Origin of the sequence: Salinivibrio proteolyticus, from assembly GCF_027286365.1 — a bacterium.
In the GTDB taxonomy this organism is placed as follows: Bacteria; Pseudomonadota; Gammaproteobacteria; order Enterobacterales; family Vibrionaceae; genus Salinivibrio; species Salinivibrio proteolyticus.
Window position 1 is genome coordinate 217,595 of sequence record NZ_CP114584.1, and the last position, 25,123, is coordinate 242,717.

Annotated in this window: 22 protein-coding genes; 7 read left to right on the plus strand and 15 right to left on the minus strand. The window is 52.6% G+C overall.

Going from position 1 to position 25,123, the window contains the following annotated elements; translation table 11 throughout:
- Nucleotides 1-17: 17 nt before the first annotated feature.
- The 4 genes from N7E60_RS01060 to glpX all read right to left on the minus strand — a co-directional run bounded on the left by N7E60_RS01060 (nucleotide 18) and on the right by glpX (nucleotide 3,108).
- Nucleotides 18-359 carry a DUF3135 domain-containing protein gene (locus tag N7E60_RS01060; protein ID WP_069590849.1) on the minus strand — a complete coding sequence of 114 codons (342 nt, stop codon included), beginning with the start codon at nucleotides 357-359 and terminating at the stop codon, nucleotides 18-20.
- Between the two features lie 238 nt (nucleotides 360-597).
- On the minus strand, nucleotides 598-1,341 hold the full coding sequence (locus tag N7E60_RS01065; protein ID WP_069590846.1) for a ferredoxin--NADP reductase: 744 nt from the start codon (nucleotides 1,339-1,341) through the stop codon (nucleotides 598-600).
- Nucleotides 1,342-1,350: 9 nt separating this feature from the next.
- A complete protein-coding gene (locus N7E60_RS01070; RefSeq protein WP_077455151.1) occupies nucleotides 1,351-1,971 on the minus strand; it encodes a helix-turn-helix transcriptional regulator in 621 nt (206 codons plus the stop codon).
- Nucleotides 1,972-2,100: 129 nt separating this feature from the next.
- Entirely contained in the window at nucleotides 2,101-3,108 is a 1,008-nt protein-coding gene (glpX, locus tag N7E60_RS01075) for a class II fructose-bisphosphatase (protein WP_077662607.1), read from the minus strand.
- Nucleotides 3,109-3,410: 302 nt separating this feature from the next.
- Here glpX and zapB point away from each other — a divergent pair, with 302 nt between their 5' ends.
- Entirely contained in the window at nucleotides 3,411-3,653 is a 243-nt protein-coding gene (gene zapB, locus N7E60_RS01080; protein ID WP_069590841.1) for a cell division protein ZapB, read from the plus strand.
- A 51-nt stretch (nucleotides 3,654-3,704) separates the two neighbouring features.
- Here zapB and rraA read toward each other — a convergent pair whose 3' ends face one another.
- The 7 genes from rraA to priA form a co-directional block, all read right to left on the minus strand.
- Nucleotides 3,705-4,223, minus strand: coding sequence for a ribonuclease E activity regulator RraA (gene rraA, locus N7E60_RS01085; protein WP_077662608.1), 519 nt, complete (start codon nucleotides 4,221-4,223; stop codon nucleotides 3,705-3,707).
- A 119-nt stretch (nucleotides 4,224-4,342) separates the two neighbouring features.
- A complete protein-coding gene (locus tag N7E60_RS01090) occupies nucleotides 4,343-5,248 on the minus strand; it encodes a 1,4-dihydroxy-2-naphthoate polyprenyltransferase (protein ID WP_077479518.1) in 906 nt (301 codons plus the stop codon).
- 153 nt (nucleotides 5,249-5,401) lie between these two features.
- Entirely contained in the window at nucleotides 5,402-6,733 is a 1,332-nt protein-coding gene (gene hslU / locus N7E60_RS01095) for an HslU--HslV peptidase ATPase subunit (protein WP_269597907.1), read from the minus strand.
- A gap of 11 nt (nucleotides 6,734-6,744) precedes the next feature.
- Nucleotides 6,745-7,272: an ATP-dependent protease subunit HslV gene (hslV, locus tag N7E60_RS01100; protein ID WP_069590834.1), complete on the minus strand. Its 528-nt coding sequence runs from the start codon at nucleotides 7,270-7,272 to the stop codon at nucleotides 6,745-6,747.
- Nucleotides 7,273-7,439: 167 nt separating this feature from the next.
- Nucleotides 7,440-7,991 carry an SPOR domain-containing protein gene (locus N7E60_RS01105; RefSeq protein ID WP_077455095.1) on the minus strand — a complete coding sequence of 184 codons (552 nt, stop codon included), beginning with the start codon at nucleotides 7,989-7,991 and terminating at the stop codon, nucleotides 7,440-7,442.
- A 71-nt stretch (nucleotides 7,992-8,062) separates the two neighbouring features.
- Complete coding sequence (cytR, locus tag N7E60_RS01110; RefSeq protein WP_069590830.1) at nucleotides 8,063-9,067, minus strand: DNA-binding transcriptional regulator CytR; 1,005 nt, start codon at nucleotides 9,065-9,067, stop codon at nucleotides 8,063-8,065.
- Between the two features lie 179 nt (nucleotides 9,068-9,246).
- Nucleotides 9,247-11,445: a primosomal protein N' gene (priA, locus tag N7E60_RS01115; protein ID WP_077455096.1), complete on the minus strand. Its 2,199-nt coding sequence runs from the start codon at nucleotides 11,443-11,445 to the stop codon at nucleotides 9,247-9,249.
- Nucleotides 11,446-11,663: 218 nt separating this feature from the next.
- On the opposite strand from priA, the gene rpmE reads away from it, so the two are divergent.
- Together rpmE and N7E60_RS01125 are read left to right on the plus strand one after the other, a co-directional pair.
- Nucleotides 11,664-11,879: a 50S ribosomal protein L31 gene (rpmE, locus tag N7E60_RS01120; RefSeq protein ID WP_069590826.1), complete on the plus strand. Its 216-nt coding sequence runs from the start codon at nucleotides 11,664-11,666 to the stop codon at nucleotides 11,877-11,879.
- A 252-nt stretch (nucleotides 11,880-12,131) separates the two neighbouring features.
- Nucleotides 12,132-13,385, plus strand: a complete 1,254-nt coding sequence (locus N7E60_RS01125; protein ID WP_069590824.1) for a malic enzyme-like NAD(P)-binding protein — start codon at nucleotides 12,132-12,134, stop codon at nucleotides 13,383-13,385.
- 114 nt (nucleotides 13,386-13,499) lie between these two features.
- Here the strand turns inward: N7E60_RS01125 and metJ are convergent, their stop codons facing one another.
- Nucleotides 13,500-13,817, minus strand: a complete 318-nt coding sequence (metJ, locus tag N7E60_RS01130) for a met regulon transcriptional regulator MetJ (protein WP_069589843.1) — start codon at nucleotides 13,815-13,817, stop codon at nucleotides 13,500-13,502.
- Nucleotides 13,818-13,989: 172 nt separating this feature from the next.
- On the opposite strand from metJ, the gene metB reads away from it, so the two are divergent.
- The 3 genes from metB to metF all read left to right on the plus strand — a co-directional run bounded on the left by metB (nucleotide 13,990) and on the right by metF (nucleotide 18,809).
- On the plus strand, nucleotides 13,990-15,147 hold the full coding sequence (metB, locus tag N7E60_RS01135; RefSeq protein ID WP_269597910.1) for a cystathionine gamma-synthase: 1,158 nt from the start codon (nucleotides 13,990-13,992) through the stop codon (nucleotides 15,145-15,147).
- Nucleotides 15,148-15,216: 69 nt separating this feature from the next.
- Nucleotides 15,217-17,658: a bifunctional aspartate kinase/homoserine dehydrogenase II gene (locus tag N7E60_RS01140; RefSeq protein ID WP_269597911.1), complete on the plus strand. Its 2,442-nt coding sequence runs from the start codon at nucleotides 15,217-15,219 to the stop codon at nucleotides 17,656-17,658.
- Between the two features lie 251 nt (nucleotides 17,659-17,909).
- Nucleotides 17,910-18,809, plus strand: coding sequence for a methylenetetrahydrofolate reductase (metF, locus tag N7E60_RS01145; protein ID WP_069589847.1), 900 nt, complete (start codon nucleotides 17,910-17,912; stop codon nucleotides 18,807-18,809).
- Between the two features lie 52 nt (nucleotides 18,810-18,861).
- Here the strand turns inward: metF and N7E60_RS01150 are convergent, their stop codons facing one another.
- The 3 genes from N7E60_RS01150 to ppc form a co-directional block, all read right to left on the minus strand.
- Nucleotides 18,862-19,422 carry a PadR family transcriptional regulator gene (locus tag N7E60_RS01150; RefSeq protein WP_269597913.1) on the minus strand — a complete coding sequence of 187 codons (561 nt, stop codon included), beginning with the start codon at nucleotides 19,420-19,422 and terminating at the stop codon, nucleotides 18,862-18,864.
- Between the two features lie 64 nt (nucleotides 19,423-19,486).
- Nucleotides 19,487-20,764: an O-acetylhomoserine aminocarboxypropyltransferase/cysteine synthase family protein gene (locus N7E60_RS01155; RefSeq protein ID WP_269597915.1), complete on the minus strand. Its 1,278-nt coding sequence runs from the start codon at nucleotides 20,762-20,764 to the stop codon at nucleotides 19,487-19,489.
- A gap of 183 nt (nucleotides 20,765-20,947) precedes the next feature.
- A complete protein-coding gene (gene ppc, locus N7E60_RS01160) occupies nucleotides 20,948-23,581 on the minus strand; it encodes a phosphoenolpyruvate carboxylase (RefSeq protein WP_269597916.1) in 2,634 nt (877 codons plus the stop codon).
- A gap of 530 nt (nucleotides 23,582-24,111) precedes the next feature.
- Between ppc and argC the strand changes: the two genes are divergently transcribed.
- Complete coding sequence (gene argC / locus N7E60_RS01165) at nucleotides 24,112-25,122, plus strand: N-acetyl-gamma-glutamyl-phosphate reductase (RefSeq protein ID WP_269597917.1); 1,011 nt, start codon at nucleotides 24,112-24,114, stop codon at nucleotides 25,120-25,122.
- Nucleotide 25,123: the final 1 nt, after the last annotated feature.

Sequence of the window (25,123 nt, forward strand, 5' to 3'; positions counted from 1 at the left end):
CCGAGCCGATTTGGGTGTTATTCGCTTGCGCGTGCGCTTTGGCGTGCGGCTTGGCCGACGCGAAAGTCCATGATTTCAGCGTTGTGGCTACGTAGCGATTCGGGTGATTCAAAGGCGGTGGCAAAGCGTGAGTATTGCTTTGACAGCGCTTGAAATAACATGACGTTCACGTGCAGTGGGTTTTTGCCATGTTCTATCACGCGGTTGATGTGGCTTAGCATGGCGTGGAGCTGTGGTTGCGTGGCATGTGAGGCATTGGCAATCACTTCTTCACTCATCTTGAGGCGCAAAGCTTCTAAAGCTTTTGGATCGGACTGAGCCAAAGCGGCCAGTTCATCAAAAGAAGGTAGCGTCTTCATAAGTTACTCCTTTGTACGCCGTCGGTCAGATGACCGCATTACCAAGGCGTATGAATAACTATGAGTCGGGGGCGTGGGGGGATCAAATTCAGGGTGTCTGAGCCACTTGGCGCTCTGAACGGGAAAGCAGACTGTGGCACAAACAATCCCCTGAAAAATGACCGCTTTTTAGTGCTTATTTTTAACCATAAAAATACAACGGGTTACCGTATGCACCCCAGCAAAGGGGCGCAACGACTTACCAATAGTGCTCGGTGGTAATGTTACCGGGCTTACGGCGTAGGTTTTTGCTTAATCCTTTGCCTTCCAAAATGCTCTTCACTTCTTTGACCATCGCCGGGTTCCCGCACAGCATCACTTGACTATGGTCCGGCTGAAGCGGCAGCCCAACCACACGTTCGAGCAAGCCATCTTCCAACGCATGGGTGATCCGTCCAGAAAGGGCGCCCGCGGTGGGCTCGCGACTTACGAACGGTTGCACGACTAACTGATCGGGGTATTTTTCTTGCAGTGCGTTGATGCGTGCTTGATAGGTAAGATCCGCCGCGAATCTTACCGCATGCACCAAGATAACCTTTCTAAACCGCGACCAAACATCCCCTTGCTCCATAATCGACAGATAAGGACCAATGGCGGTACCGGTGGCGAGCATCCACAAATGTTGGCCTTGCGGCACTTCATCCAAGGTAAAGTAGCCCGCGGGATCTTTGGTGATCATCACGGTTTCACCCGGCTCTAGCGCATGCAGTCGCGGCGACATGAGTCCATCGGCGACACGTGTGGCATAGACTTCGTGATACTTACTTTGAGGAGGGTTTACAAACGAGTAGGCGCGTTGAATGAGTTTACCGTCGATCTCCATCCCCAGTTTTGTAAACTGGCCGGCGGTAAAGGGTTCAATAGGGGCGGATAACACCAGGCTGAAGAGATCCTTCGTCCAATGTTGGTTCTCCACAACTTCAGCCTTGATCCAAGTGGCCATATTACCTCCTCACGTCTTTTCTCCGATTCGATATGTACAGCGACGTTGCCCGGACACGATGTGCTCTTCGCGCTCGATACGGTAAGCATTACCTAAAAGGCGTTGAAATAATTGTATTTCTGAACGGCAAAGCGCCGGACACGTTTTGGCTGCGTGGCAGATAGGGCAGTGATGTTCAATCAATATGTAGTCGGCGCCATCCTGTTGGAGCTCGGCCATATACCCCTCGCTCTCTCTAAGATACGCCAAGGTTTGCAATTTAGCCTCTAAATTATCGCAATCTTTTAGTGCATCTTGATATTGCGCAAGGGTTCGCGCTTCTCGTTGCGCGATCACTTTTTCGACGCCCTGCTCGCCAAACACGTCTTGGACGGAGTCAATCAAGGTGATAGACAGATCATTATGACTGTCTGCAAAACGGCTATGACCACTGGCGGTGAGCGACCAGTGGCGGGTGGGGCGGCCCACTTTGGCGCGCACATCTTCGAAATCAACCAGCCCTTCTCGCTCAAGGCTCTGTAAGTGTTGGCGCACGCCCATCGTGGTCATCCCCAGCGATTGCGCGAGGGTTTTTGCGCTGACACTGCCTTCTCGTTTAAGGGTATCGAGAATGCGATCGGTAGACTTGATGGTAGTGATAGTGATTACCCCAATACGCTGCCCAGCAGCACACAACTAAATAAAGCAAAGTGTTTATAAAAGGGTAATCGAAATCAATCCACTTGACCAGTCAGGGCAGCACATTGGCTGCCCGCTGAGTTATAAGATGTGATGCTTGATGGCGTCGTCTTTGCGGCTTAAATAGTGGGTCGAGCGGATGCGGCGTATGGTACGACATTGACCGCGTACCACCAGGGTTTCTGTGGTGGCCAGATCGCCTTGGCGGCTAATGCCATCTAGCAAGTCCCCCTTGGTGATCCCAGTGGCGGCAAAGACAACGTTATCGCTGCTCGCCATGTCGGACAACGTCAGTACTTGGTGGGCTTGGATCCCCATTTCTTGGCAACGGGCTAATTCTTGCTCACCAAAAGCGCGGTTTTCTGGGGTATCGTCTTTGACTTCATGGCGAGGGAGCAAACGTCCTTGCATGTCGCCGCCTAAGGCGCGAATAACAGCGGCTGACACCACACCTTCCGGCGCACCGCCAATGCCGACCATCACATCTACTTCGCTTTCAGGCATGCAGGTAAGGATTGAGGCGGCCACGTCGCCATCGGGAAAGGCGAAAACTCGGATCCCGCGTTGCTGCATAGTGGCGATGATGGCGTCATGGCGAGGCTTTGCCAAGGTGGCAACGACCAGCGTATCTAGGGTTTTACCTAGGGCGATGGCGATATTTTCTAAGTTCTCGAGCAGGGGCTTATGCAGATCAATGGCACCTTTGGCGCCCGGTCCCACTACCAGTTTTTCCATGTACATATCCGGCGCTTTTAAAAAGCTACCTTTCTCGCCGGCGGCCAGTACCGCCAGGGCATTCGCTTGCCCCATGGCCGTCATGCGTGTGCCTTCAATCGGATCGACGGCAATATCGACCGCGTCGCCGCCCAAGCCGACTTGTTCACCGATATAGAGCATCGGCGCGTCGTCTATTTCGCCCTCGCCAATCACAATTTCACCATCAATCTCGGTGAGGTTCAGTAAGGTACGCATCACGGCAACGGCTGCACCATCCGCTGCATTTTTATCGCCACGGCCCAGCCATTTATAACCGGCAAGGGCGGCGCCTTCGGTGACACGAGAGAAAGCCAGTGCGAGATCGCGTTTCATGAGTACTCCAAGATAAAAGCCACAAAAACTGGTCAGCCCAGTGAGCGCGCGCCAGTTTACCAGAAATAGAAAACGTTTGCGTACGCCTGTGAGCAGAGGATATGTGGAAATACACGTCAGGCGGATCAGGAATAACACCAAATATGCTGGATTTTTGTGCACTTGCGCGTTGGCAAGGCGCGAGAACAGTGGCAGTCTAGCGTGCGCTCGGTACAATAACAGCGGGGTGCACAATCACGTTGCACGGGTTGCTGCTGATGTCAGTAGTAACGGGATCAATCGTCAGAAATAAGGTGGCCTTGATGTCATTGGAAGTATTAGAACAACTCGAAGCAAAAGTACAAATGGCGGTGGATACCATTTCGCTGCTGCAAATGGAAATCGAAGAGCTGAAAGAAAAGAATGACGCGCTAGAGCGTGATGCAGCCTCGGTGAAAGAAAGCCGTGAAAGCCTCGAGCAAGAAAACGCCAAACTGCGTGAAGAGCAAGAAGCGTGGCAAAACCGTATTCGTAGCTTGCTGGGCAAGATTGAGAACGTCGAATAAACAAAAACAGAGCCGATTGGCTCTGTTTTTCTATCCGCGTGAGGCGACGTATTAGTCGTCGTCTTCCTCGTCATCAACGTCGACGCTATCCATGGTGAGCGCGTCGGGTGAGAGGATCACGCCGGTCGTATCTGCATAGACATGATCGTCCGGGAGGAAAGTCACACCGCCAAAGTTGACGGGAACGTCGGTTTCCCCTGTGCCTTGTTCATCCGCGCCGACCGGAATCGATGCCAGTGCTTGAATACCGATATCAATCTCATCAATGGTGTCAACATCACGGACGCAGCCATACACAATCATACCTGCCCAATCGTTATCAGCAGCAAGCTGTGCAATTTCTCCATCAATTAACGCACGGCGCAGTGAGCCACCGCCATCAATCAACATGATCCGTTGCTGACCGTCTTGTTCAGCAAGCTCGCGGATAAGGCCATTATCCTCAAAGCATTTAACGGTTGTAATCTGGCCACCAAACGCACTGCGGCCCCCGTAAGAGCTAAACATTGGCTCCACGACATCCACTTGGTCAAGATACATGTCGCATAGTTCCGAGGTATTGTATTCCATAGTCTAACTTCTTGTTGAGGCAGAAAAAGGCTGACAACATGCGGTTGCCAACAAGGCTAGTCCAAGTATAACGGGCCGATAAGGCTTTGCAATGCAAAAGGGGACAATCTGTGCCCTGATTACACCAACAGCATACCGGTCATAAAAAGGCCATTGGTGACCAGTGCACAACGTACCATGTTTCCCATCATGGGGCGCAATGCGGTGGCGCTTGCGGCTTGATACACTTCACGGCCATGGCGAATCAATAAGGGAACGCCGGCGAGAAACAACCATCCCAGCCAAGCTTGGAAGGTGAGCGCGGCAAACAGCGAATAGCAAACCACGGCACTGGCAAGCAAAATCACATGATACTGACGACCGCGATGTGGGCCTAACCGTACCACAAGCGTATGTTTGCCACAGGCGCGATCGTTATCAATGTCGCGTAGGTTATTGATGTTTAGCACTCCCACTGCGAGTAAGCCGCATGCGGTGGCGGGGAGGATAACTAGCGAGTCAATGTGTCCAACTTGTAAATAGTAGGTCCCGGCGACACCCAGCCAACCGAAAAACATCAACACGGAGAGATCCCCCAGCCCACGATAGCCATAGGGTTTATTGCCCACGGTGTAGGTAATGGCCGCCACAATGGCCATGACACCGAGTAGCAGAAAACTGACGATATCAGTGGGTTGTTGGCAGGCAATGGCAATTAAACTGCCACCACTGATGAGCGTGAGTAGTACGTTGAGGATGAGTGCACGCCGCATGGTGGCAACACTCACGTGTCCTGACTGAATGGCGCGCATTGGGCCAAGGCGCGCAGCGTTATCTGTCCCTTTCACCGCATCGCCATAATCATTGGCGAGGTTAGACAAAATCTGCAGTAATAACGCGGTGACCAAGGCCATGGCGCTAATCGACCAAGAAAGTCGCCCTTGTGAGGCGGCGACCGCGCTGCCACATAAAATAGAGGTAATGGCAAGGGGCAAGGTCTTGGGCCGAGCGGCATCAAGCCAAATAGCCAAAGTGGATTGAGTCATACAGACACTCTCGACGAACAGACAATATCGCCATTATCGCTTAAGCGTGTAAGTGGGCAACGGGCAGGGTGGGGAAATTCGACTTGCGTTTGCGTCAGCGCAAACTTTTATGCAAAAAAGGGCAGCGTTTGCTGCCCTTGATATCTGTATGGATTAGAGAATAAAGCGGCTGAGATCTTCGTCATCCACCAACTCTTCAAGGTGGCTACGCACGTACTCGGCATCCACTGTCACGCTTTGACCGGCGCGTTCGCTGGCTTCGTACGAGACGTCTTCCATCAAACGCTCCATCAGTGTATGCAGACGACGAGCACCGATGTTTTCGGTTTTCTCGTTCACGCGCCAAGCGGCAGAAGCGAGCTCATCGATACCACTTTCTTCAAACGCCAGATCAATCTTTTCGGTTTTCAGCAAGGCGGTATATTGCTGGGTGAGCGAGGCGTTTGGCTCGGTGAGGATACGCTTAAAGTCATGGGTTGATAGGGCTTCAAGCTCAACACGGATTGGCAGACGGCCTTGCAGCTCTGGGATCAGATCAGACGGACGTGACACTTGGAATGCGCCTGAGGCGATAAACAGGATATGATCAGTTTTGATCATGCCGTGTTTGGTCGAGACCGTACTGCCTTCCACTAACGGCAATAGATCACGTTGCACCCCTTCGCGCGATACGTCACCGCCGCTGGTGTTACCGGATTTACAAATCTTATCGATTTCATCAATAAAGACGATGCCATTGTTTTCCACCGCATGAATGGCTTGCTCTTTGATGTCATCATGATTGACCAGCTTGGCTGCTTCCTCTTCGGTCAACACCTTCATCGCGTCTTTGATTTTCATCTTGCGCTTTTTGGTGGTGTTGCCTGCCAAGTTTTGGAACATGCCTTGTAGCTGGTTGGTCATTTCTTCCATGCCGGGAGGCGACATAATCTCAACGCCCATTTGTGGAGCGGCAACGTCGACTTCTACTTCTTTATCGTCGAGTTTGCCTTCACGCAGCTTTTTGCGGAAGTTTTGACGGGTTGAAGAGTCTTCCTGACTGGCTTCATTTTGCCCCCAAGCGTCACGGGCTGGTGGCAGCAAGATATCGAGGATACGCTCTTCCGCTTGCTCTTCAGCACGGAATTTCACTTTCTCCATCGCTTGCTGTTGGGTCATGTTCATCGCCACATCCGCGAGATCGCGAATAATGGTTTCCACTTCTTTACCCACATAACCGACTTCGGTGAACTTGGTCGCTTCGACTTTTATGAAAGGCGCATTGGCAAGGCGCGCCAAACGGCGAGCAATCTCGGTTTTACCCACACCCGTCGGGCCAATCATAAGGATGTTTTTCGGCGTGACTTCCGCACGCAGATCTTCTGGTAGCTGCATACGGCGCCAGCGGTTACGCAGTGCGATCGCCACCGCACGTTTGGCTTTATCTTGGCCGATAATATGGCGGTCAAGCTCATGCACAATTTCGCGTGGAGTCATTTCAGACATGACAAATCCTGTTATTTACTCTCGAGTTCTTCGATGGTGTGATGCTGGTTGGTGAACACACAAATGTCACCAGCGATCGCGAGGGCTTTTTCGGCAATTTCTCGGGCGCCAAGCTCTGTATTTTCGAGCATGGCGACGGCGGCGGCTTGCGCAAAGTTGCCACCCGAGCCAATCGCAATGAGATCACGCTCAGGCTCGACCACATCGCCGTTACCAGTGATGATCAGTGACGCGGTTTCATCCGCCACCGCCAACAAGGCTTCGAGCCGGCGTAGGGCGCGATCGGTACGCCATTCTTTGGCGAGTTCAACCGCCGCTTTGGTGAGATGGCCTTGATGCAATTCGAGCTTGCGTTCAAAGCGCTCAAATAGGGTGAAGGCATCCGCCGTACCGCCAGCAAAACCAGCTAATACTTGGCCGTTATATAAACGGCGAACTTTGCGTGCATTGCCTTTCATGACAGTGTTACCAAGGGAGACTTGGCCATCGCCAGCAATGACCACTTTACCTTCGCGGCGAACGGAGACGATTGTAGTCACGGGAACCTCTTTGTTTGTTTCTGGTGCACCAGATGGGTGATTACCTTAAGAGTTTGGGCCGCGGACGAGGGTTTTCAAGGGGAGTGGTAATATTTCCTCGCGCTGTCTTGCCACCGATGCCTTACCGGTCCGACTAAAAAACGGACCGGTAGAGCAGGACAAACGGATTATTCCCAATACCAGATGGCGCAGGGTTCGATACCCGCACGACGTAGCATGTTGCGATCTCGCTCAGCTTGGCGTTTACGTGGGTAAGGGCCGAGCACCACACGGTACCAAGCGCCTTTTTCGCCTTGGCTGACTTTGATTTGGCTTTCAAGGCCTTGAAACGCAATCATCGCTTTACGCTCACTGGCTTGTTCGCGGCTGCGGTACGCGCCACATTGCATCAGGTAAGGACGGGTTGATTGAGGAATTTCTTTCGCTTCAACCTCCACCTTTTTGCTTTCCAGCTCTTCGATGTAGCTCCATTTTTCTTTGGGCTTTTCAGGCAAGGTGCTTTTCGGCTGCGGCTTCGCCGGCGCAGTGGGTTGCTGAGGTTGCGCTGGCGCCGGCGTATCGGTTTGGCTCAAAAGGTATAAACCATAGCCAAACGCGCCCACGAGCGCGATCGCAAGCAGTGCCCATTTTAGCGGGAAACCTTTACGAGCCGGTGGTTGGCGACGGGAGTTTTTTTTGCGTGGCGCTTTGCCACGTTTGACGTAATCACGAGTTGCCACAGCAAATAATCAAATCAAGAAGCCAGTAAAGCGCTCATGTTACTGGCTTCAACCCGTGCTGACTAGTCTTACTATCGAGACGGGGGCGCGACACTCTCACGGATCACCAATTTGGCATCCAGTAAGCGAGAGCCAGCGTTCACATCTCGTCCGCGTAAGATACTGAGTAACATCAGCATTGCTTGACGACCAATGTCATAGCGAGGCTGTGATACCGTGGTAAGCGGTGGATCGCAGTACTCAGCGAATTGAATGTCATCAAAGCCGACAATAGAAATATCTTGCGGTACACGCATGCCCAAGCGTTTTGCCTGCTGCATGGCACCCACTGCCATCACATCACAATGACAGAATACGGCGGTGGGGGGCTCAGGCAGGGATAACAGGCTTGTCATGGCGCGAGCACCAGATGCAAAACTGAAATCCCCAGTCACACTGTAGGCGGGGTTAACCGTGATCCCAGCTCGGCGCAGTGCTTGCTGGTAGCCTTGGGTGCGGAACTGTGTCAGTGCCGTATGGGTTGCGCCGGTAATGTTGGCAATACGGGTATGCCCCACTTGGGTAAGGTAGTTGACTGCCTCGAATGCCGCGGTGAGGTTGTCGATATGCACGGTAGGCAACTCGAGCTCTGGCGCATATTCACAGGCCATCACCAAAGGGGGAAGATTCTTTTGCTCTGGCTTGCTGACATCAAATGGGACATCCGTGCCCAAGAGCAGCATGCCGTCGGCTTGCTTGGTAAAGACTAAATTCACAAAGGAGTTTTCACGGTTTTGCTGCTGGGCGCTGTCGCCAAGCAAGACCAAGTAGCCGTGTTCCATCGCCGCTTCTTCGATACCGCGAATGATCTCACTAAAGTAGGGATCGCAGATATCCGGAATGATCGCGACAATGGTCTTAGACTCATTGCGGCGAAGATTGCGCGCGAGTGAATTGGGGGAGTAGCCAGCTTCAACCACGGCCTGTTCGACCTTCTTACGCGTGGATGCAGACACCTTTTCAGGGTTCATCAGTGCGCGTGAGACCGTGGCAGTAGATACACCGGCAATGTGGGCAACGTCCTTCATTGTCGCCATAATGACAGTCCTCTTGTTGTCTGAGTTAGTCAGATCAGTAAGTTATTCACTCCTCTGACCTGTCTAGGATGCGTCAATTTGCGAAGGTATTCTACCTAGGCTTGGCCCATATAAATACGAACAAGCTAACACTTATTGCAAAGAAATCGTGATATACGTCGCTTTAATGCAAGGGAATGTTAAGAAAGGTCTTGCGGCTCAACATCTAATGACCATCTAACTTTGCGTGACAAGGGCAATTGTTGGATGACGGGCAAGGCAACGGTGAGCCATTGTTGCATCACTTTTCGTGACGGTGCCTGGATCAGCAGTTGCCAGCGATAACGCCCTGCGCGTCGCGCCATCGGCGCAGGCATCGGCCCCATAATGTGTACCTCATCATATTGAATGGGTGAGGCGGCCAAGGTTTGTCGGACTTGCTGTAAAAATTGCTGCACGCTGTTGTCCTCATGCCCTTCGGCACGAAACAGGCTTAAGAAGGTATAAGGGGGCAGCCACGCTTGGCGACGTTCTGCCAATGCAGAGTCAGCAAACGCCTGATAACCCTTGTGGATGAGCGCTTGAATGAGACTGTGCTCAGGGTGGTGGGTTTGCAAAATCACCGTACCGGGTTTGCTGGCGCGGCCAGCTCGCCCGGCGACTTGTACCATCAACTGCGCGAGACGCTCTGGGGCACGGAAGTCATTGCTGAACAAGGCGCCATCCACATCGACAAGCGCCACTAAGGTGACATTGGGAAAGTGGTGACCCTTCGCAAGCATTTGGGTGCCGAGTAGGATTTGATACTCACCTTTTTCGATGCCGGCGAGATAGCTCTCTAAGCTGCCTTTGCGTCGGGTATTGTCGCGATCGATACGGACTGTATTGTAGTCGGGAAACAGTTCGCCCAGCTGGGCTTCGAGTTGCTCGGTCCCCACGCCTACACTGATCAGCTGTGTCGAACCACAATCCCCACATTGGGGCGGCACGCGTTTTTGATGCCCGCAATGGTGGCAGCGTAACTCTTGATGCTGTTGGTGGAGGGTGTAGTAGGCATCACAGCGTTGACAACTGGCGAGCCAGCCACATTCGTGACACATCATTGCAGGCGCATAACCACGGCGGTTTAAAAACAACATCACCTGATTTCCCTGCTGAAGATGCTGACGCATTTCGGCAATTAAGGGCGCCGATAAGCCCGCCTCAAGATGGTGGCCTTTGATGTCGAGCACCCCTTGGCGGGCGGTGACTGCATTGCCCGGACGTTGGGTTAAGCGTAAGTATTGGTATTTTCCCGTTTGTGCATTGTGTAGCGTTTCCAACGACGGTGTTGCCGAACCGAGCACTACAGGTATCTTTTCTTCATGACCGCGCATTACCGCCAGATCGCGTGCATGGTAGCGAAAGCTGTCTTGCTGCTTATATGAGGGATCGTGCTCTTCATCAATAATGATGATGCCAAGGTTCGCCATCGGGGTGAAAAGTGCTGAGCGTGTTCCAATCACAATTGCGGCTTGATTGTCGCGAGCCGCCAGCCATGCGCTAAGTCGCTCTGTATCATTGAGCCCCGAATGCATCACGGTAACCGGGACGTTAAAGCGGCGTTCGAATCGGCGGATGGTCTGTGGGGTGAGGCCAATTTCGGGCACCAATATTAACGCCTGCTCGCCACGCGCTAAAACCGGCTCTAAGACGTTTAAATACACTTCGGTTTTGCCCGAGCCGGTAATACCTTCTAAAAGCACACAGGCAAAGCCATCGCTGGCGTTGATGGTGGCAACGGCCATGGCTTGTTCATGGTTCAGTGAGGGCTTGTCTTCACTGATGGCAAAATGCCGTGCCCAAGCTTTACCTTCAAGCGGTGGGGTGTAAGGCGCGATCCAGCCTTTGTCCACCAAGGTATTAATCACAGCGGGGGTAATGTCTTGCTCCACGAGGTCGGCATGCGGGGTAGGGCCGTGAGTGAGCAGGGTTAACACACGCGCTTGCTTTGGCGCGCGGGTAAGCCCGGTCACCGGTTGATTCTGTCCGGCTTCGGTCAATTGCCACCATTTTTGCTGCTTGAGCGCTGCGGGTCGACCTTTGCGCAGTAGCGTCGGCATCACGGCGCCCATCGCATCGCCAAGTGGATGATGATAAAAGCGACTTGCCCATTGCAACAGGTGATAGACGGCAGGAGTCCAAAGTGGCGCGTCATCCAATACCTCAGTGATCGCCTTGACTTGATGGGCGGCAACACTAGGTGTGGTGGTGATGGCAGTGACAATGCCGACCTTATGCTGGCGACCAAAAGGCACCTTCACACGTGCTCCCACCACAGGGACGTGTTCGGTAATCCGGTAATCAAAAGTTTTCGCCAGCGGGACCGGTAAGGCCACTTGTGCAAACTGTTCCATCACAACATCTTATCGGCTAACAAGACGCTCAGTGTAACGGCTTGACCCAGGTAGGCAAAGCCTTGTTGTTGGATACAAGGTGATGGGCGACTGCACAAAAAAGTTGCGAAATCGAGGTCGCTTGATTAGAATTGCGCGCCTTAGAAAATGTTTGTTAACGACGTGTGGTGCCCGGCTTAGGATCGGGAGAGCGACACGGCCTTCACTATGAGGTTATCCCTATGAAAGCTGGTATCCATCCAGAGTACAAAGCTGTCACTGCTAAGTGTTCTTGCGGTAACGAATTCGCGTTCAACACCACTCTTGGTAAAGACATCAACCTAGACGTGTGTGACAAATGTCACCCATTCTACACTGGTAAGCAACGTATCGTTGACACCGGTGGTCGTGTTGACCGCTTTAAGAAGCGTTTCGGTGCCCTTAGCAGCAAAAAATAAGCCGCTAACAGCCGAATGCGAAAAAGGGGTGCGAAAGCGCCCCTTTTTTGATCCCGTCGTCACCTTTTTAACGTCTAGAGGTCGGAGGTTAACGTTCGGGGCCGTTTTAGACTGGTGGACCTTTAGCCACTGCGTTAACATCGTTTATCTTGCTCGAATCTACCCTGTGGTTTGAGTATAGCGTTGCTGATATCAGCAGTCTTCCCAGCTGATATTGGTGCATCCCTTCACGATAATAACTAGGAACACTACATGTCGGACGATAAACGCCAGCAAGCGCTGGATTATCATGCATACCCTACTCCCGGAAAAATCTCTGTTGAATTGAGCAAGCCTGCTGACTCGGCGGCGGATCTGGCGTTGGCATACAGCCCAGGCGTTGCAGAGCCGGTCCGTGAAATCGCTCAAAACCCAGACGCTGTGTATCAATACACCGCAAAGGGCAACATGGTTGCGGTGATCTCAAACGGTACCGCCATTTTGGGATTGGGTAACTTAGGGCCAATGGCCTCAAAGCCCGTCATGGAAGGTAAAGCTTTATTGTTCAAGCGTTTTGCTGGCTTGGACTCGATCGACATTGAAGTCAAACACCGTACTATCGATGAATTCGTGGATACCGTTGCGAATATCGCGGATACCTTTGGGGGCATCAACCTTGAAGACATCAAAGCGCCGGATTGCTTTGAAATTGAAAAACAGCTGATTGAACGTTGTGAAGTGCCTGTTTTTCACGATGATCAGCACGGTACCGCGATTGTTACCGCGGCGGGTATGCTGAATGCCCTTGAGCTGCAAGGTAAAGATATTCGTGAAGCCACCATTGTGTGCCTTGGTGCTGGTGCAGCGGCTGTTGCCTGCATGGAGCTATTGATCAAATGTGGCGCGCAACGCGAAAAAATCTACATGCTGGATCGCAAAGGCGTGATCCACACCCGTCGTGACGACATCAATAAGTACAAGCAATTGTTTGCCAACAATACCGACAAACGTACCCTCGAAGATGTGATTGAGGGCGCTGATTTGTTTGTGGGTGTGTCAGGGCCAGACTTGCTCTCGCCAGAGGCACTAAAACTGATGGCCGATAAGCCGGTTGTTTTTGCCTGCTCGAACCCAGACCCTGAAATTAATCCAGAGGTCGCGCATCAAGTCCGTGATGATTTGATCATGGGAACAGGGCGCTCGGATTATCCAAACCAAGTCAACAACGTACTCTGCTTCCCGTTTATTTTCCGTGGAGCGTTGGATGTGCGTGCCAGTGAAATTAATGATGCAATGAAACTGGCGGCCGTTGAGGCGATCCGTGGTTTGGCGAAAGAGCCTGTCCCACAATCGGTATTGGACGCGGCAGGTGTTGATGCGCTGCATTTTGGCCCGGATTACATTATTCCTAAGCCAATGGATGCACGCTTATTGCCACGCGTGGCTCGCGCGGTGGCACTTGCAGCGGTTGAAACTGGCGTCGCCCGTATCGAGATGCCAGACAACTATATGCTCGACAAGGCGTAACATGCTCGACAAGGCATAATGCGTGAGCGTTAGGAAAAACGTGCTCTCATAAAACCTGAAAAGGTTGTGCCGAGCATCGATGATGACAAAAAACCCGCCAATCGGCGGGTTTTTTTAGTATTCGCTATCGTCGAACTCGATACCTAGTTCTTTCATGATCTGACGCGCTTCAGCAGGAATGCTGTCAGGCTTGTCTTTGCGAATATCGTCATCGGTTGGCAATGGCTGGCCGGTATAAGCATGCAAAAATGCTTCACACAGCAGCTCACTGTTGGTCGCGTGACGCAGGTTATTAACCTGACGGCGTGTCCGCTCGTCAGTGAGAATTTTTAAAACTTTAAGTGGGATAGAAACGGTGATTTTTTTCACCTGCTCCTTTTTCTTACCATGCTCGGCATACGGATTAATGTAATCGCCGTTCCACTGCGCCATGTCTCACCTATCTTGATTATTGAATACCCAGAATGATGCTGCGGAGATTCTAGCTATATTAACCGCCACATGCAAAGCTGTATAGACGTCTAGAAGTGTTGACGTCTCAAAAAGTGCAGGGTAAGGTGAGGATAACAACGCTGGCTCGCGCACCACATCGCAAGGATGAACCATGACCCGAAAAAAAACTGACACCATCGCTGTAAGAACTGGCATTGGCACCGACACGCAACATCATGCGGTGGTTCCCCCTTTATATCTCTCGACCAATTATCGCTTTCCCGCGTTGGGGGATGTGCCCACCTATGACTATGCACGCGGAGGTAATCCGACCCGCGCCCAGCTAGAGCAAGCATTGACTGACTTAGAAGGCGGCGCGGGAGCCGTGGTAACCAACTGCGGGATGGCCGCGATTAATTTGGTGTTATCGCTATTGAAGACGGGTGACAAAATTGTGGCCCCGCATGACTGTTATGGTGGCACGTATCGCTTGCTTGAGTCCCGATCCAAGCAGGGAATTTGGCAGGTTAAATTTGTCGACCAATCCGATCCAGACGCCTTGGCGAGCGCCTTGGCAGAATCACCGACGTTGGTGCTGGTGGAAACTCCATCTAACCCCCTGCTGCGCGTGGTCGATATTGCCGATATTTGCCAACAAGCGCATCAAGTCGGTGCTTGGGTGGTGGTCGACAACACTTTTTTATCTCCTGCTTTACAGCAACCACTTGCGCTAGGGGCCGACATGGTGGTGCATTCGACCACCAAATTTATTAATGGGCATTCTGATATTGTCGGTGGCGCGGTTATTGCAGCAACCAGTGAGCTTGCTGAAACTTTAGCGTGGTGGGGCAACTGTATAGGAGCCACGGGCAACGCGTTTGACAGTTATATGACATTGCGAGGGTTGCGTACCTTAGGCGCACGGGTTAAACAACACCAGCAAAACACGCAAGCGGTACTCGCCTATTTGCAAACGGTTCCTGCTGTGCGCCAACTCTATTATCCGGGACTCACGACCCATCCGGGTCACGAAATTGCTGCCCGTCAGCAATCAGGCTTTGGTAGTATGCTGAGCTTGGAATTGGATACCGACAGTGACGGGGTGGCGCGTTTTATCGCAGGCCTTTCGCTATTTGCTTTAGCAGAGTCGTTAGGCGGTGTAGAAAGCTTGGTCACACACCCAGGCTCCATGACACATCGGGCGATGAGTGATGCAGCGCAAGCGGAAGCGGGTATCGCACCGACCTTGCTGCGCTTTTCAATCGGATTGGAAGATGCGGATGATCTCATCGCTGATTTGGCCAACGCTTTTGCGGCATTGGCCGCGTAACCTGAACAACGTTACGGCGCTGTTCATTGCTTTACCCTGATATTTGGTTAGACAAAGAGAGACCTTGTCATGCATGCGCAATCGACGGAGACGTCCCCTGAAGCACAACGACAACTTCATAAATTTGGCGGCAGCAGCTTAGCGTCACCCGCCTGCTATCGTCGGGTTGTCGATGTATTGACCGCCCACGCGGGCCGCCAAGATTTGATTGTGGTCTCCGCGGCAGGCAAAACCACCAACCAATTAATTGCTTATCTGGCTCAGCTCAACAAAGACGGTCGCCTCGCCCATGAAACGCTACAGACCTTGCGCGGCTTTCAGCAAGATTTAATTGAAAATCTTATTGATGGTGAAGACAAGCAGCGCCTTGTCGATGCCTTGTATGCTGACATCGCCACGATTGCGACCTTGGGTGAGGGCTCGCTGACTGACGCAGATAAGGCGCGTATTCAAGGGTTTGGCGAGGTATGGTCGGCCCGCTTACTGGCGAGCTTGCTCAGCCAGCACCAGCAACTCGCTGTGATGTTGGACTCACGTCTGTGTCTACGTGCAGAGCGAGCAGCGCAGCCAGAAGTTGATCGGGGAGCGTCTTGGCCATTGCTGAACAACCAGTTATCCCAATATGCCCACACCCAAGTGGTGATCACGGGCTTTATGGCACAAAACCAAGCGGGAGAAACCGTGCTGCTTGGCCGCAATGGCTCCGACTACTCGGCAACCATTTTAGGTGCCTTGGCCGGGGTGAGTCGGGTGACGATTTGGAGTGACGTGGCTGGGGTGTACAGTGCCGACCCGCGTCATGTCGATAATGCCTGTTTGTTACCTTTGATTCGATTGGATGAGGCGGCTGAGCTGGCACGTCTTGCTGCCCCTGTGCTCCATAGCCGCACCTTACAGCCGGTGGCGCAAAGTGCCACCGATCTTACCTTACGCTGTACGCATGCACCTGACAGTGGCTCAACCCGTATCGAACGTGTGCTCGCCTCTGGGCGTGGCGCAAAGATCATTACGGCGCTAGATGATGTCTGTCTGTTGCAGTTTGATGTCGCACGCGGCCTCGACTTTCAGGCGTTTAAGCAGGAGCTAAGCCGCACCCTGACTCAGCTCAAGCTGCAACCTCTGGCTGTCGATTACCGTGATGACCAGCATCGCATTCAATTGGCATTCAGTGCAGAAGTGATCGATACCGTGATGGCACAGATTCAGGATGCGGGCCTGTCTGCGGAATTGCGTTTGCGTGAGGGCTTTAGCATGGTGGCGGCAGTGGGGGCCGGTGTCGTCAATAACCCCGTCCATTGCCACGGCTTTTACCAACAGCTGAAAGCACACCCTGTCGAGTTTATGAGTGAGTCGGCGTCTGGGCTTAGCTTGGTTGCGATTTTGCGTCAAATGCAGACCCAAGCCTTGGTGGCGGGGATGCACGATGCGCTGTTTCAGGCTCAGCGCCGCATCGGTTTGGTGTTAGTGGGAAAAGGTAACATTGGTACCCGCTGGCTCAGCCTCTTTGCCGAGCAAAAAACAGCGTTGGAGAAGCGCCATGGTAAAGGGGTCTCATTGATCTCTGTGGTGGATAGTCGCAACCAATGGTTGGATTTTGCCGGTATCGATCCTAGCCGTGTGTTAGACGGATTCGATGACAAAAGCGAGCCGTATTTTGATGACGAGTGGCTTACCCGTCTGCTCAATCATCCCTATGACGATGTGATTGTGCTGGACGTCACTGCCAGTGCATCACTCGCATACTTGTATCCGCGCCTTGCCGAACATGGCTTTCATTTGATCTCGGCGAATAAAGAAGCGGGGGCGGCACCGGCAGAGCAATATCATGCTATTCAGCAGGCCTTTGCCAAAACTGGACGACATTGGCTCTACAACGCGACCGTCGGAGCGGGATTACCCATTAACTACGCGGTACAAGATTTACAGGAAAGTGGCGATCAGATCCTAGCCTTATCTGGCATTTTCTCCGGCACACTCTCGTGGCTATTTTTACAATTCAGCGGCGAGGTTCCGTTTAGTGTGTTGCTTGAGCAGGCTTGGCAGCAAGGGTTAACCGAGCCTGATCCGCGTGAAGATCTCTCCGGCGCGGATGTGGTGCGCAAGCTGGTGATATTAGCGCGTGAGGCCGGTATGGCGTTAGAGCCTGAACAAGTGAAAGTGGAATCGTTAGTGCCAGAGGCGCTGCAAGCGCTTTCTTTGGACGGTTTTTTAGATAACGCCAGCCAAATGGATGAGGTGCTGCATGAACGCTTAATGAAAGCACAACGCGACCGCTCGGTGCTACGTTATGTGGCGCGTTTAGACGGCCAAGGTAAAGCGCAAGTCAGCTTAGAAACCCTGCCGATTGAGCACCCGTTGGCGCATCTACTGCCGTGTGACAATGTCTTTGCGATTGAGAGCCAATGGTATCGCGAAAATCCATTAGTCATTCGTGGCCCCGGCGCGGGGCGTGATGTCACCGCAGGCGCGATTCAATCCGATCTTAACCGTTTGATTGGACGTCTCCACTAGCTAGCGCATTTGTATTCCACGTTGACTAGGCTGCTCAATGATGCGTTGAGCAGCCTTTTTTCTGCCACGCATCGACGGCTTTTCCACCATACTTATCCCGACGGCCTGATTCATAACATTATGAGTTTTTTTCATTAATGTATCGTTGACATTCTCGCCGGATAACGCCAATCTTTAGACATATGGACGTCTAAAAGTATAAATCAAAACACACATCATCGCACACACCATATTGGTTGCAGGGAGAGGGTATGAGCTACACGCACGCGGGCCACATTGATGCACTGAATCAGAACATTGCTGACCTAAATGGCGACATTAACGTCTCATTTGAGTTTTTTCCGCCGAGTACCCCAACCATGGAGGAGACACTTTGGAACTCCGTGCATCGCTTAAAAGCGCTCAAACCTAAATTTATGTCAGTGACCTACGGCGCCAATTCAGGCGAGCGCGATCGCACCCACGACATTGTGAAAAGTATTCATGAACAAACGGGTATCGCCGCGGCGCCACATTTGACCTGCATTGACGCCAGTGAAGACGAGCTGCGTCATATTGCCCGCGACTATTGGCAAAACGGCATTCGTGACATTGTGGCGTTGCGTGGTGACTTGCCCTCGCCAGAGAAAAAGCCCGATATGTATGCGGTTGATTTGGTGCGCTTGCTCAAAGAAGAGCATGATTTTGATATTTCGGTCGCCGCTTATCCCGAAGTGCACCCAGAAGCGAAAAGCGCCCAAGCGGATTTAATTAACCTCAAGCGCAAAGTGGATGCGGGAGCCAGCCGGGCGATTACTCAGTTTTTCTTCGATGTCGAAAGCTATTTGCGCTTTCGTGATCGCTGTGTGGCGACGGGCATTGATGTCGAAATTGTGCCGGGGATTTTGCCGGTCTCCAACTTTAAGCAGGCGTCGCGCTTTGCCAAGATGACCAATGTGCGCGTGCCGCAATGGATGCACAAACAATACCAAGGCCTAGAGGATGATCCTGTTACGCGTCAGATGGTTGGGGCCTCGATTGCGATCGACATGGTGCGTGTCCTCAGTCGGGAAGGGGTGAAAGATTTCCATTTCTACACCTTGAATCGTGCCGAGCTCACCTATGCCTTATGTCATACCTTGGGCGTGCGTCCGCTTGCCGCTGTCTCATAAAAAAACGCCCACAATGGGGCGTTTTGAGGTTGCGTGTTGTGTGGTTTGCAATTTATGCCGAACAGGGTTCGCGAGGCGCCAGCATAGTCAATTCGTCGCGTACCTCTTGTGCCCAAGCCAGCCAAGCGCGGCGTTGATGAATGGTACGACGCAAGGCTAAACGCAGCAGGCGCTGCTGATTGGTAAGCGGGCTGGCTTGACCAAATTCGCGTTGCTCAATCATGGCGTAATGGTTGAGGAGTTGCTGCGATTCGGCAATTAACTGATTAACATGACCTAGCATGGGGGATGGGTCGAGCACTTCACAGCTCAACAGACGTGCGACATACTCATCCCGTTCGGGGGCAAGTTTTGGCTCACTGAGTAGCCAAGTTTGCAACATGTCAGTGCCGATCGGCGTAATGGCATAGACCTTGCGATCGGGCTTACCCATCTGTGGCTCCAAGCGGCAGCTCACCGCCCCTTTTTCTGCGAGCTTGGTAAGCTCGCGATACACTTGCTGATGGCTGGCTTTCCATACATAGCTAATGCTAGTGGAAAACGCCTTGGTAATATCGTAACCCGTGGACTCGCAGTTGCTTAGCACCGTCAGTATTACATGGGGTAGTGACATCTCTTCTATCCACAATTAGTCGTACAACAATAGGTCGGCCCGGAATGCGATAACCTTCTTTGGGTTATTTCGCCAAACTCAAGGCCTGCTCAAGGTCGGCAATGATGTCATCAATATGCTCAATGCCGACACAAAGACGGATCATTTCTGGTGTGACGCCGGCTGCGGCCTGCTCCTGCTCGTTTAACTGACGATGAGTGGTCGAAGCAGGATGACACGCGAGCGACTTGGCATCGCCAATGTTCACCAGACGTTTAAATAAATTCAGTGCATCGTAAAAGCGCACACCCTCATCAAAGCCACCTTTTAAGCCAAACGACCACAGTGACGCGGGCAATCCACCGCGGATCAGCGTTTGGGCACGCGAATAATGCGGATGCGTTTCAAGGCCGGCATAGTTCACCCACGCCACGGCGGGGTGATTGGCTAGGTAATCGGCCACGGCTTTGGCGTTCTCGCAATGGCGCTCCATACGCAGGCTCAAGGTTTCTAACCCTTGCATCAACATAAAAGCGTTCATCGGCGAGAGTGCCGCGCCACTGTTACGTAGCGGCACCGTACGTGCGCGGGCAATAAATGCGGCTGGGCCAAACGTCTCACTATAAACCACGCCGTGATAGGCAGGCTCCGGTTGTGAGAATTGCGGGAATCGGGCTTGATGTGCTACCCAGTCAAAGGTGCCGCCATCGACAATCATACCGCCAAGGGTGGTGCCATGACCGCCAATGTACTTGGTGAGTGAGTGCACCACGATATCGGCCCCATGCTCAATCGGTTTACACAAAACCGGTGTGGCCACGGTATTATCGACCACCAAAGGGACCCCATGCGCATGGGCAACCTTGGCTAAGCCTTCAATATCGGCGATATTGCCGGCCGGGTTACCAATCGACTCGCAATAGACTGCTTTGGTGTTGTCATCAATCAGCGCCTCAATCGCACTGGCGTCGTCACTCGCGGCAAAACGCACCTCGATGCCTTGCTCGGGGAGCATGTGGGCAAACAAGGTATAGGTGCCACCATAAAGCTGTGGTGTGGCGACGATGTTATCACCGGCTTTGGCGAGGGTTTGAATCGCATAGGTGATGGCCGCCGCACCGGCACTGACACACAGTCCCGCAATACCGCCTTCTAATGCCGCCACCCGTTGCTCCAACACGTCGTTGGTCGGGTTCATTATCCGTGAGTAGATATTGCCCGGCACATCAAGATTAAACAGGTCAGCACCATGTTGCGCATTGTCAAACTCGTAAGCGACGGTTTGATAGATGGGCGTTGCCACCGATTTGGTGGTGGGGTCGGTCTGGTAGCCGTGATGAATCGAGAGGGTTTCGTCTTTCATGGCAATTCCTTTGCGTTGTTGGGTCGCGTCAGTGCGACCTTCAATAGTAATAATATTATCAATGCAACAGCAAGCATTAGCTGCGGCTTTGCATAAAAAAGTCTGTGGTCAGAATTTCCTCAGCGTCGTTCATGTGCCAAGACAAAAAAGCCGCACCCTAGGGTACGGCTCTACTATCAAGGATTAACCGGTATTGCGCAGCCCCGCGGCAATCCCCGCAATGGAAATCATCAAGGCATCGTCGAGTGACTGATCGCCTTGTTCCGATTGCCGTGTACGGTATAACAGCTCGGCTTGCAGCATATTGAGCGGCTCAACATAAATATTACGTAAGCGAATCGCTTCAGCGCCCCATGGGTTTTGCTCCATCAGGTTGTCGCTATTTTCCACTGCCAGCACAACCTGAATATCTTGGCGTAATTGCTCACGCAAGGATTCACCTAACGGCCAGAGGCTCTCATCGACCAAGCGCTGATCATAGTACTTGGCAATATCGAGGTTGGTTTTGGTAAACACCATCTCCAGCATGCCAAGCCGGGTGGAGAAGAATGGCCACTCACGACACATTTCTTCTAGCTGGGCTTTATGGCCTTTGGAAATGGCATGATCGATCGCTTGTCCAGCCCCTAGCCAAGCCGGAAGTAAGAGGCGATTTTGACTCCAGGCGAAAATCCAAGGAATTGCCCGTAAGCTTTCCACCCCGCCTTGCGGGTTGCGCTTAGAAGGGCGTGAGCCCAGTGGTAACTTACCGAGCTCAAGCTCTGGTGTGGTGGAGCGGAAGTAAGGCACAAATTGCTCATGGCCGCGAACCACATCGCGATAGGCTTGGCAAGAAATGTCACTCAAGGTATCCATCAGCGCACGCCACTCTTGTTTGGGCTCTGGTGGTGGTAGCAGGTTAGCTTCCAAAATGGCGCTGGTGTAGAGGTTCAAACTGTTGACCGCGACATCGGGCAGCCCCAGTTTAAAGCGGATCATCTCGCCTTGTTCGGTGACACGGAGGCCACCTTTTAAACTACGAGGGGGCTGTGACAACAAGGCGGCATGGGCGGGCGCACCGCCACGGCCTACGGTGCCGCCACGGCCATGGAAGAGAGTTAAATCAACCCCTTGGTCATCGCATAAGTTGACCAGCGCTTCCATGGCGCGATATTGCGCCCAACCGGCTGCCATCACCCCGGCATCTTTAGCTGAGTCCGAATAGCCTATCATCACCATTTGGAAGTTCTGAGTAAAGCCACGGTACCAATCAATCGCCATGAGCTCGCCAATGACTGATTCCGCGTTGTTCAGGTCGTCCAAGGTTTCGAATAACGGGCACACATCCATGCGGAATGGGCAGCCGGCTTCTTGGAGTATCAAATGTACCGCCAGCACGTCCGAGGCGGTCCTCGCCATTGAAATCACATAGGCACCCAGCGCTTCACGCGGCTGCTGGGCAATCACCCGGCAGGTGTCGATCACTTCTTTGACGTCATCCGACGGGGTCCAATCACGGGGTAATAGCGGCCGTTTCGAGGACAATTCACGGATCAAGAAGGCTTGTTTGTCTTGCTCGCTCCATTGCGCGTAATCGCCCATCCCCAAATAGCGGGTCACTTCTGAGAGCACATCGGCATGACGAGTGCTTTCTTGGCGAATATCGAGCTTGATTAAGTGAACGCCAAAACATTGCACGCAGCGAAGCAAATCAAGCAACTTGCCGTCGGCAATAATGCCCATGCCGCATTGGTGGAGTGACTGATAACACGCCAGTAATGGCTGCCACAGCTGCTGGGTGTCGGTCAGAATGCCCTGTGATGACGTGCGTTCGCCTTTCAGCTTGGCATCTAAATAACTTAATGTGTGATTGAGCTGACTGCGCAGCGTTTTCAAGATCGCGCGATACGGTTCGTGCGCCTCGCCGGCCATCTCGCGCACGGTGTCATCACACTGAGTCATCGACAGTTCGCTGATCAGATCTTGCACATCACGCAAATACAGGTCGGCGGCTTTCCAGCGTGAAAGCAGCATCACTTCACGGGTGACCTCGCTGGTGACATACGGGTTGCCGTCGCGATCGCCGCCCATCCAAGAGGAAATTTGTACTGGCTTGGCATCAATGGGCAAGTTGATGTTTAAGTGGCTCTCAAGCTGCTGATCGAATTGGCGTAAAAATGCGGGCACTGCTTGCCATAATGAATTTTCAATCACCGCGAAGCCCCACTTGGCTTCGTCAAGCGGAGTTGGTCGCTCTTGGCGAATCACATCGGTGTGCCATGCTTGTGCAATCAACTGCTCAAGACGTTTCTCCGTTTTGGCACGCTCTGCCGCCCCCAAATGTTCACTGAGCTCTAATTTCGATAAGCACTTATTAATCTGCACCAAGTTATGAATGGTGGTACGGCGTGCGATTTCGGTTGGGTGAGCGGTCAGGACTAACTCAATTTTTAAATCGGCGATCGCTTGTTGCGCGTCATTGGCATTAATCTCACCTTGGCTGACACGGCGGAGTAAATCGTCGATAGCATCCGGGCTGCACTCCAGCGCGTCGCATTGACGCGAGACGGTGTGATATTGCTCGGCGATATTAGTCAGATTCAAAAATTGGCTAAAGGCGCGGGCGACCGGAAGCAGTTGGTCAGCCGGCAAGTTTTGCAGCACGGTTTTCAGCTTAGCATGATCATCCTGATTGCCAGCGGCAGCCGATTTTGAGAGCTGACGAATTTCCTCAACTTTTTCTAGGAGTGCTGGACCATGGGCATCTTGGATGGTGTTACCCAGCAGACGGCCAAGCATACTGACATTGCTTTTTAAGGCAGAGTACTTTTCGTTCATAGCGTATCCATTCTGTAACAAAGTTACATCCTACTGTGACTGTAAAGAACCAATCTAGCGAATATTGCGCGATCGGGTCAACTTAACCGCAAATTAGCGCGAAAACTGGCCGCCGGATTTGATGCTTATCATAGAGCTACCCCAAAAGCTGAAAAAAAGTTTCAGCTTTCAGGTTTGCCATCCTCCCGAGGGCTTCTCCGCGCCCGCCGTATCGCGACTTTCTCGTGAATAGCAGCAGTATTATTTGCATGGTTAGATGGAATTATTGCTCTAATATGAATGAATAGACATTAAAAGTGATTTTTTACGCTTTTTGGGGTTGACGGCTAAACGGGAATGCGATAAAAAATAATCATTCACTATTTATGAATAAAAATATTTTTTTGAGAGTTGACCATGATGCCACTCGCTGCCAAACACAACGCCCTTTCTGCTCGACGACGCTAGCCTGCTTTGCGTGGCTATCGGCTACGCCCTCGATACTCTGCTGCCCCGCAGCACGCCTTAAACACCTATAAAGAGAGACACCCATGACACTTAACACCATTATTGTCGGTGCCAGTGGCTACACAGGAGCCGAGCTTGTCGCCCTTGTCCATCGCCATCCGCAATTGCACTTGGCCGGTTTATATGTCTCGGCAGGTAGTGAAGACGCTAATCGTCCTGTGAGCGCGTTGCACGGTCAACTGCGTGGCGTGGTGGATATGCCACTGATGCCGCTGTCCTCGCCACAGGATGTCGCCAAGCAAGCCGATGTGGTGTTTTTAGCCACCGCGCACGCGGTCAGTCATGCATTGGCGCCGGTTTTTCTGGCTCAAGGTTGCGTGGTGTTTGATTTGTCGGGGGCGTATCGGGTCAATCAAGCTGATTTTTATCCTACCAATTACGGCTTTTTGCATCAGTCACCGACATGGCTTGAGCAAGCCGTGTATGGCTTGGCGGAGTGGCAACAGGAAGCATTATCTGCAGCGCAGCTGGTCGCCGTACCTGGGTGTTACCCCACCGCCAGTCAATTAGCGCTCAAACCTGTGCTGGATGCAGGCTTGTTGGATAAACAAATGTGGCCGGTGATCAATGCCACCAGCGGCGTGACGGGCGCGGGGCGCAAAGCGAGCCTGACCAACAGTTTTTGCGAAGTGAGCTTGCATGCCTACGGAGTGTTTTCTCATCGTCATCAGCCAGAGATTGCCGCACACCTAGATACGCCGGTGATTTTCACCCCGCACCTTGGCAGCTACAAACGCGGCATTCTTGCCACCATTACCGCCAAATTAGCACCAGGTATTAGTGAGGCGGAGGTGGGGCAGGCACTCACTCACGCCTACCAAGAGGCGCCGCTGGTACGGGTGCTCCCAGCCGGCGAGGTGGCCAAGCTACAAGCGGTGCAATACACCGGCTTTTGCGACATAGGCTATCAGGCCGCGCATGGGCATCTGATCCTCACCAGTGCGATTGATAACTTACTCAAAGGCGCGGCCAGCCAAGCCGTGCAGTGTTTAAACCTTAAGTTTGGCTTTGCCGAAACCACAGCGATTGTCTAGG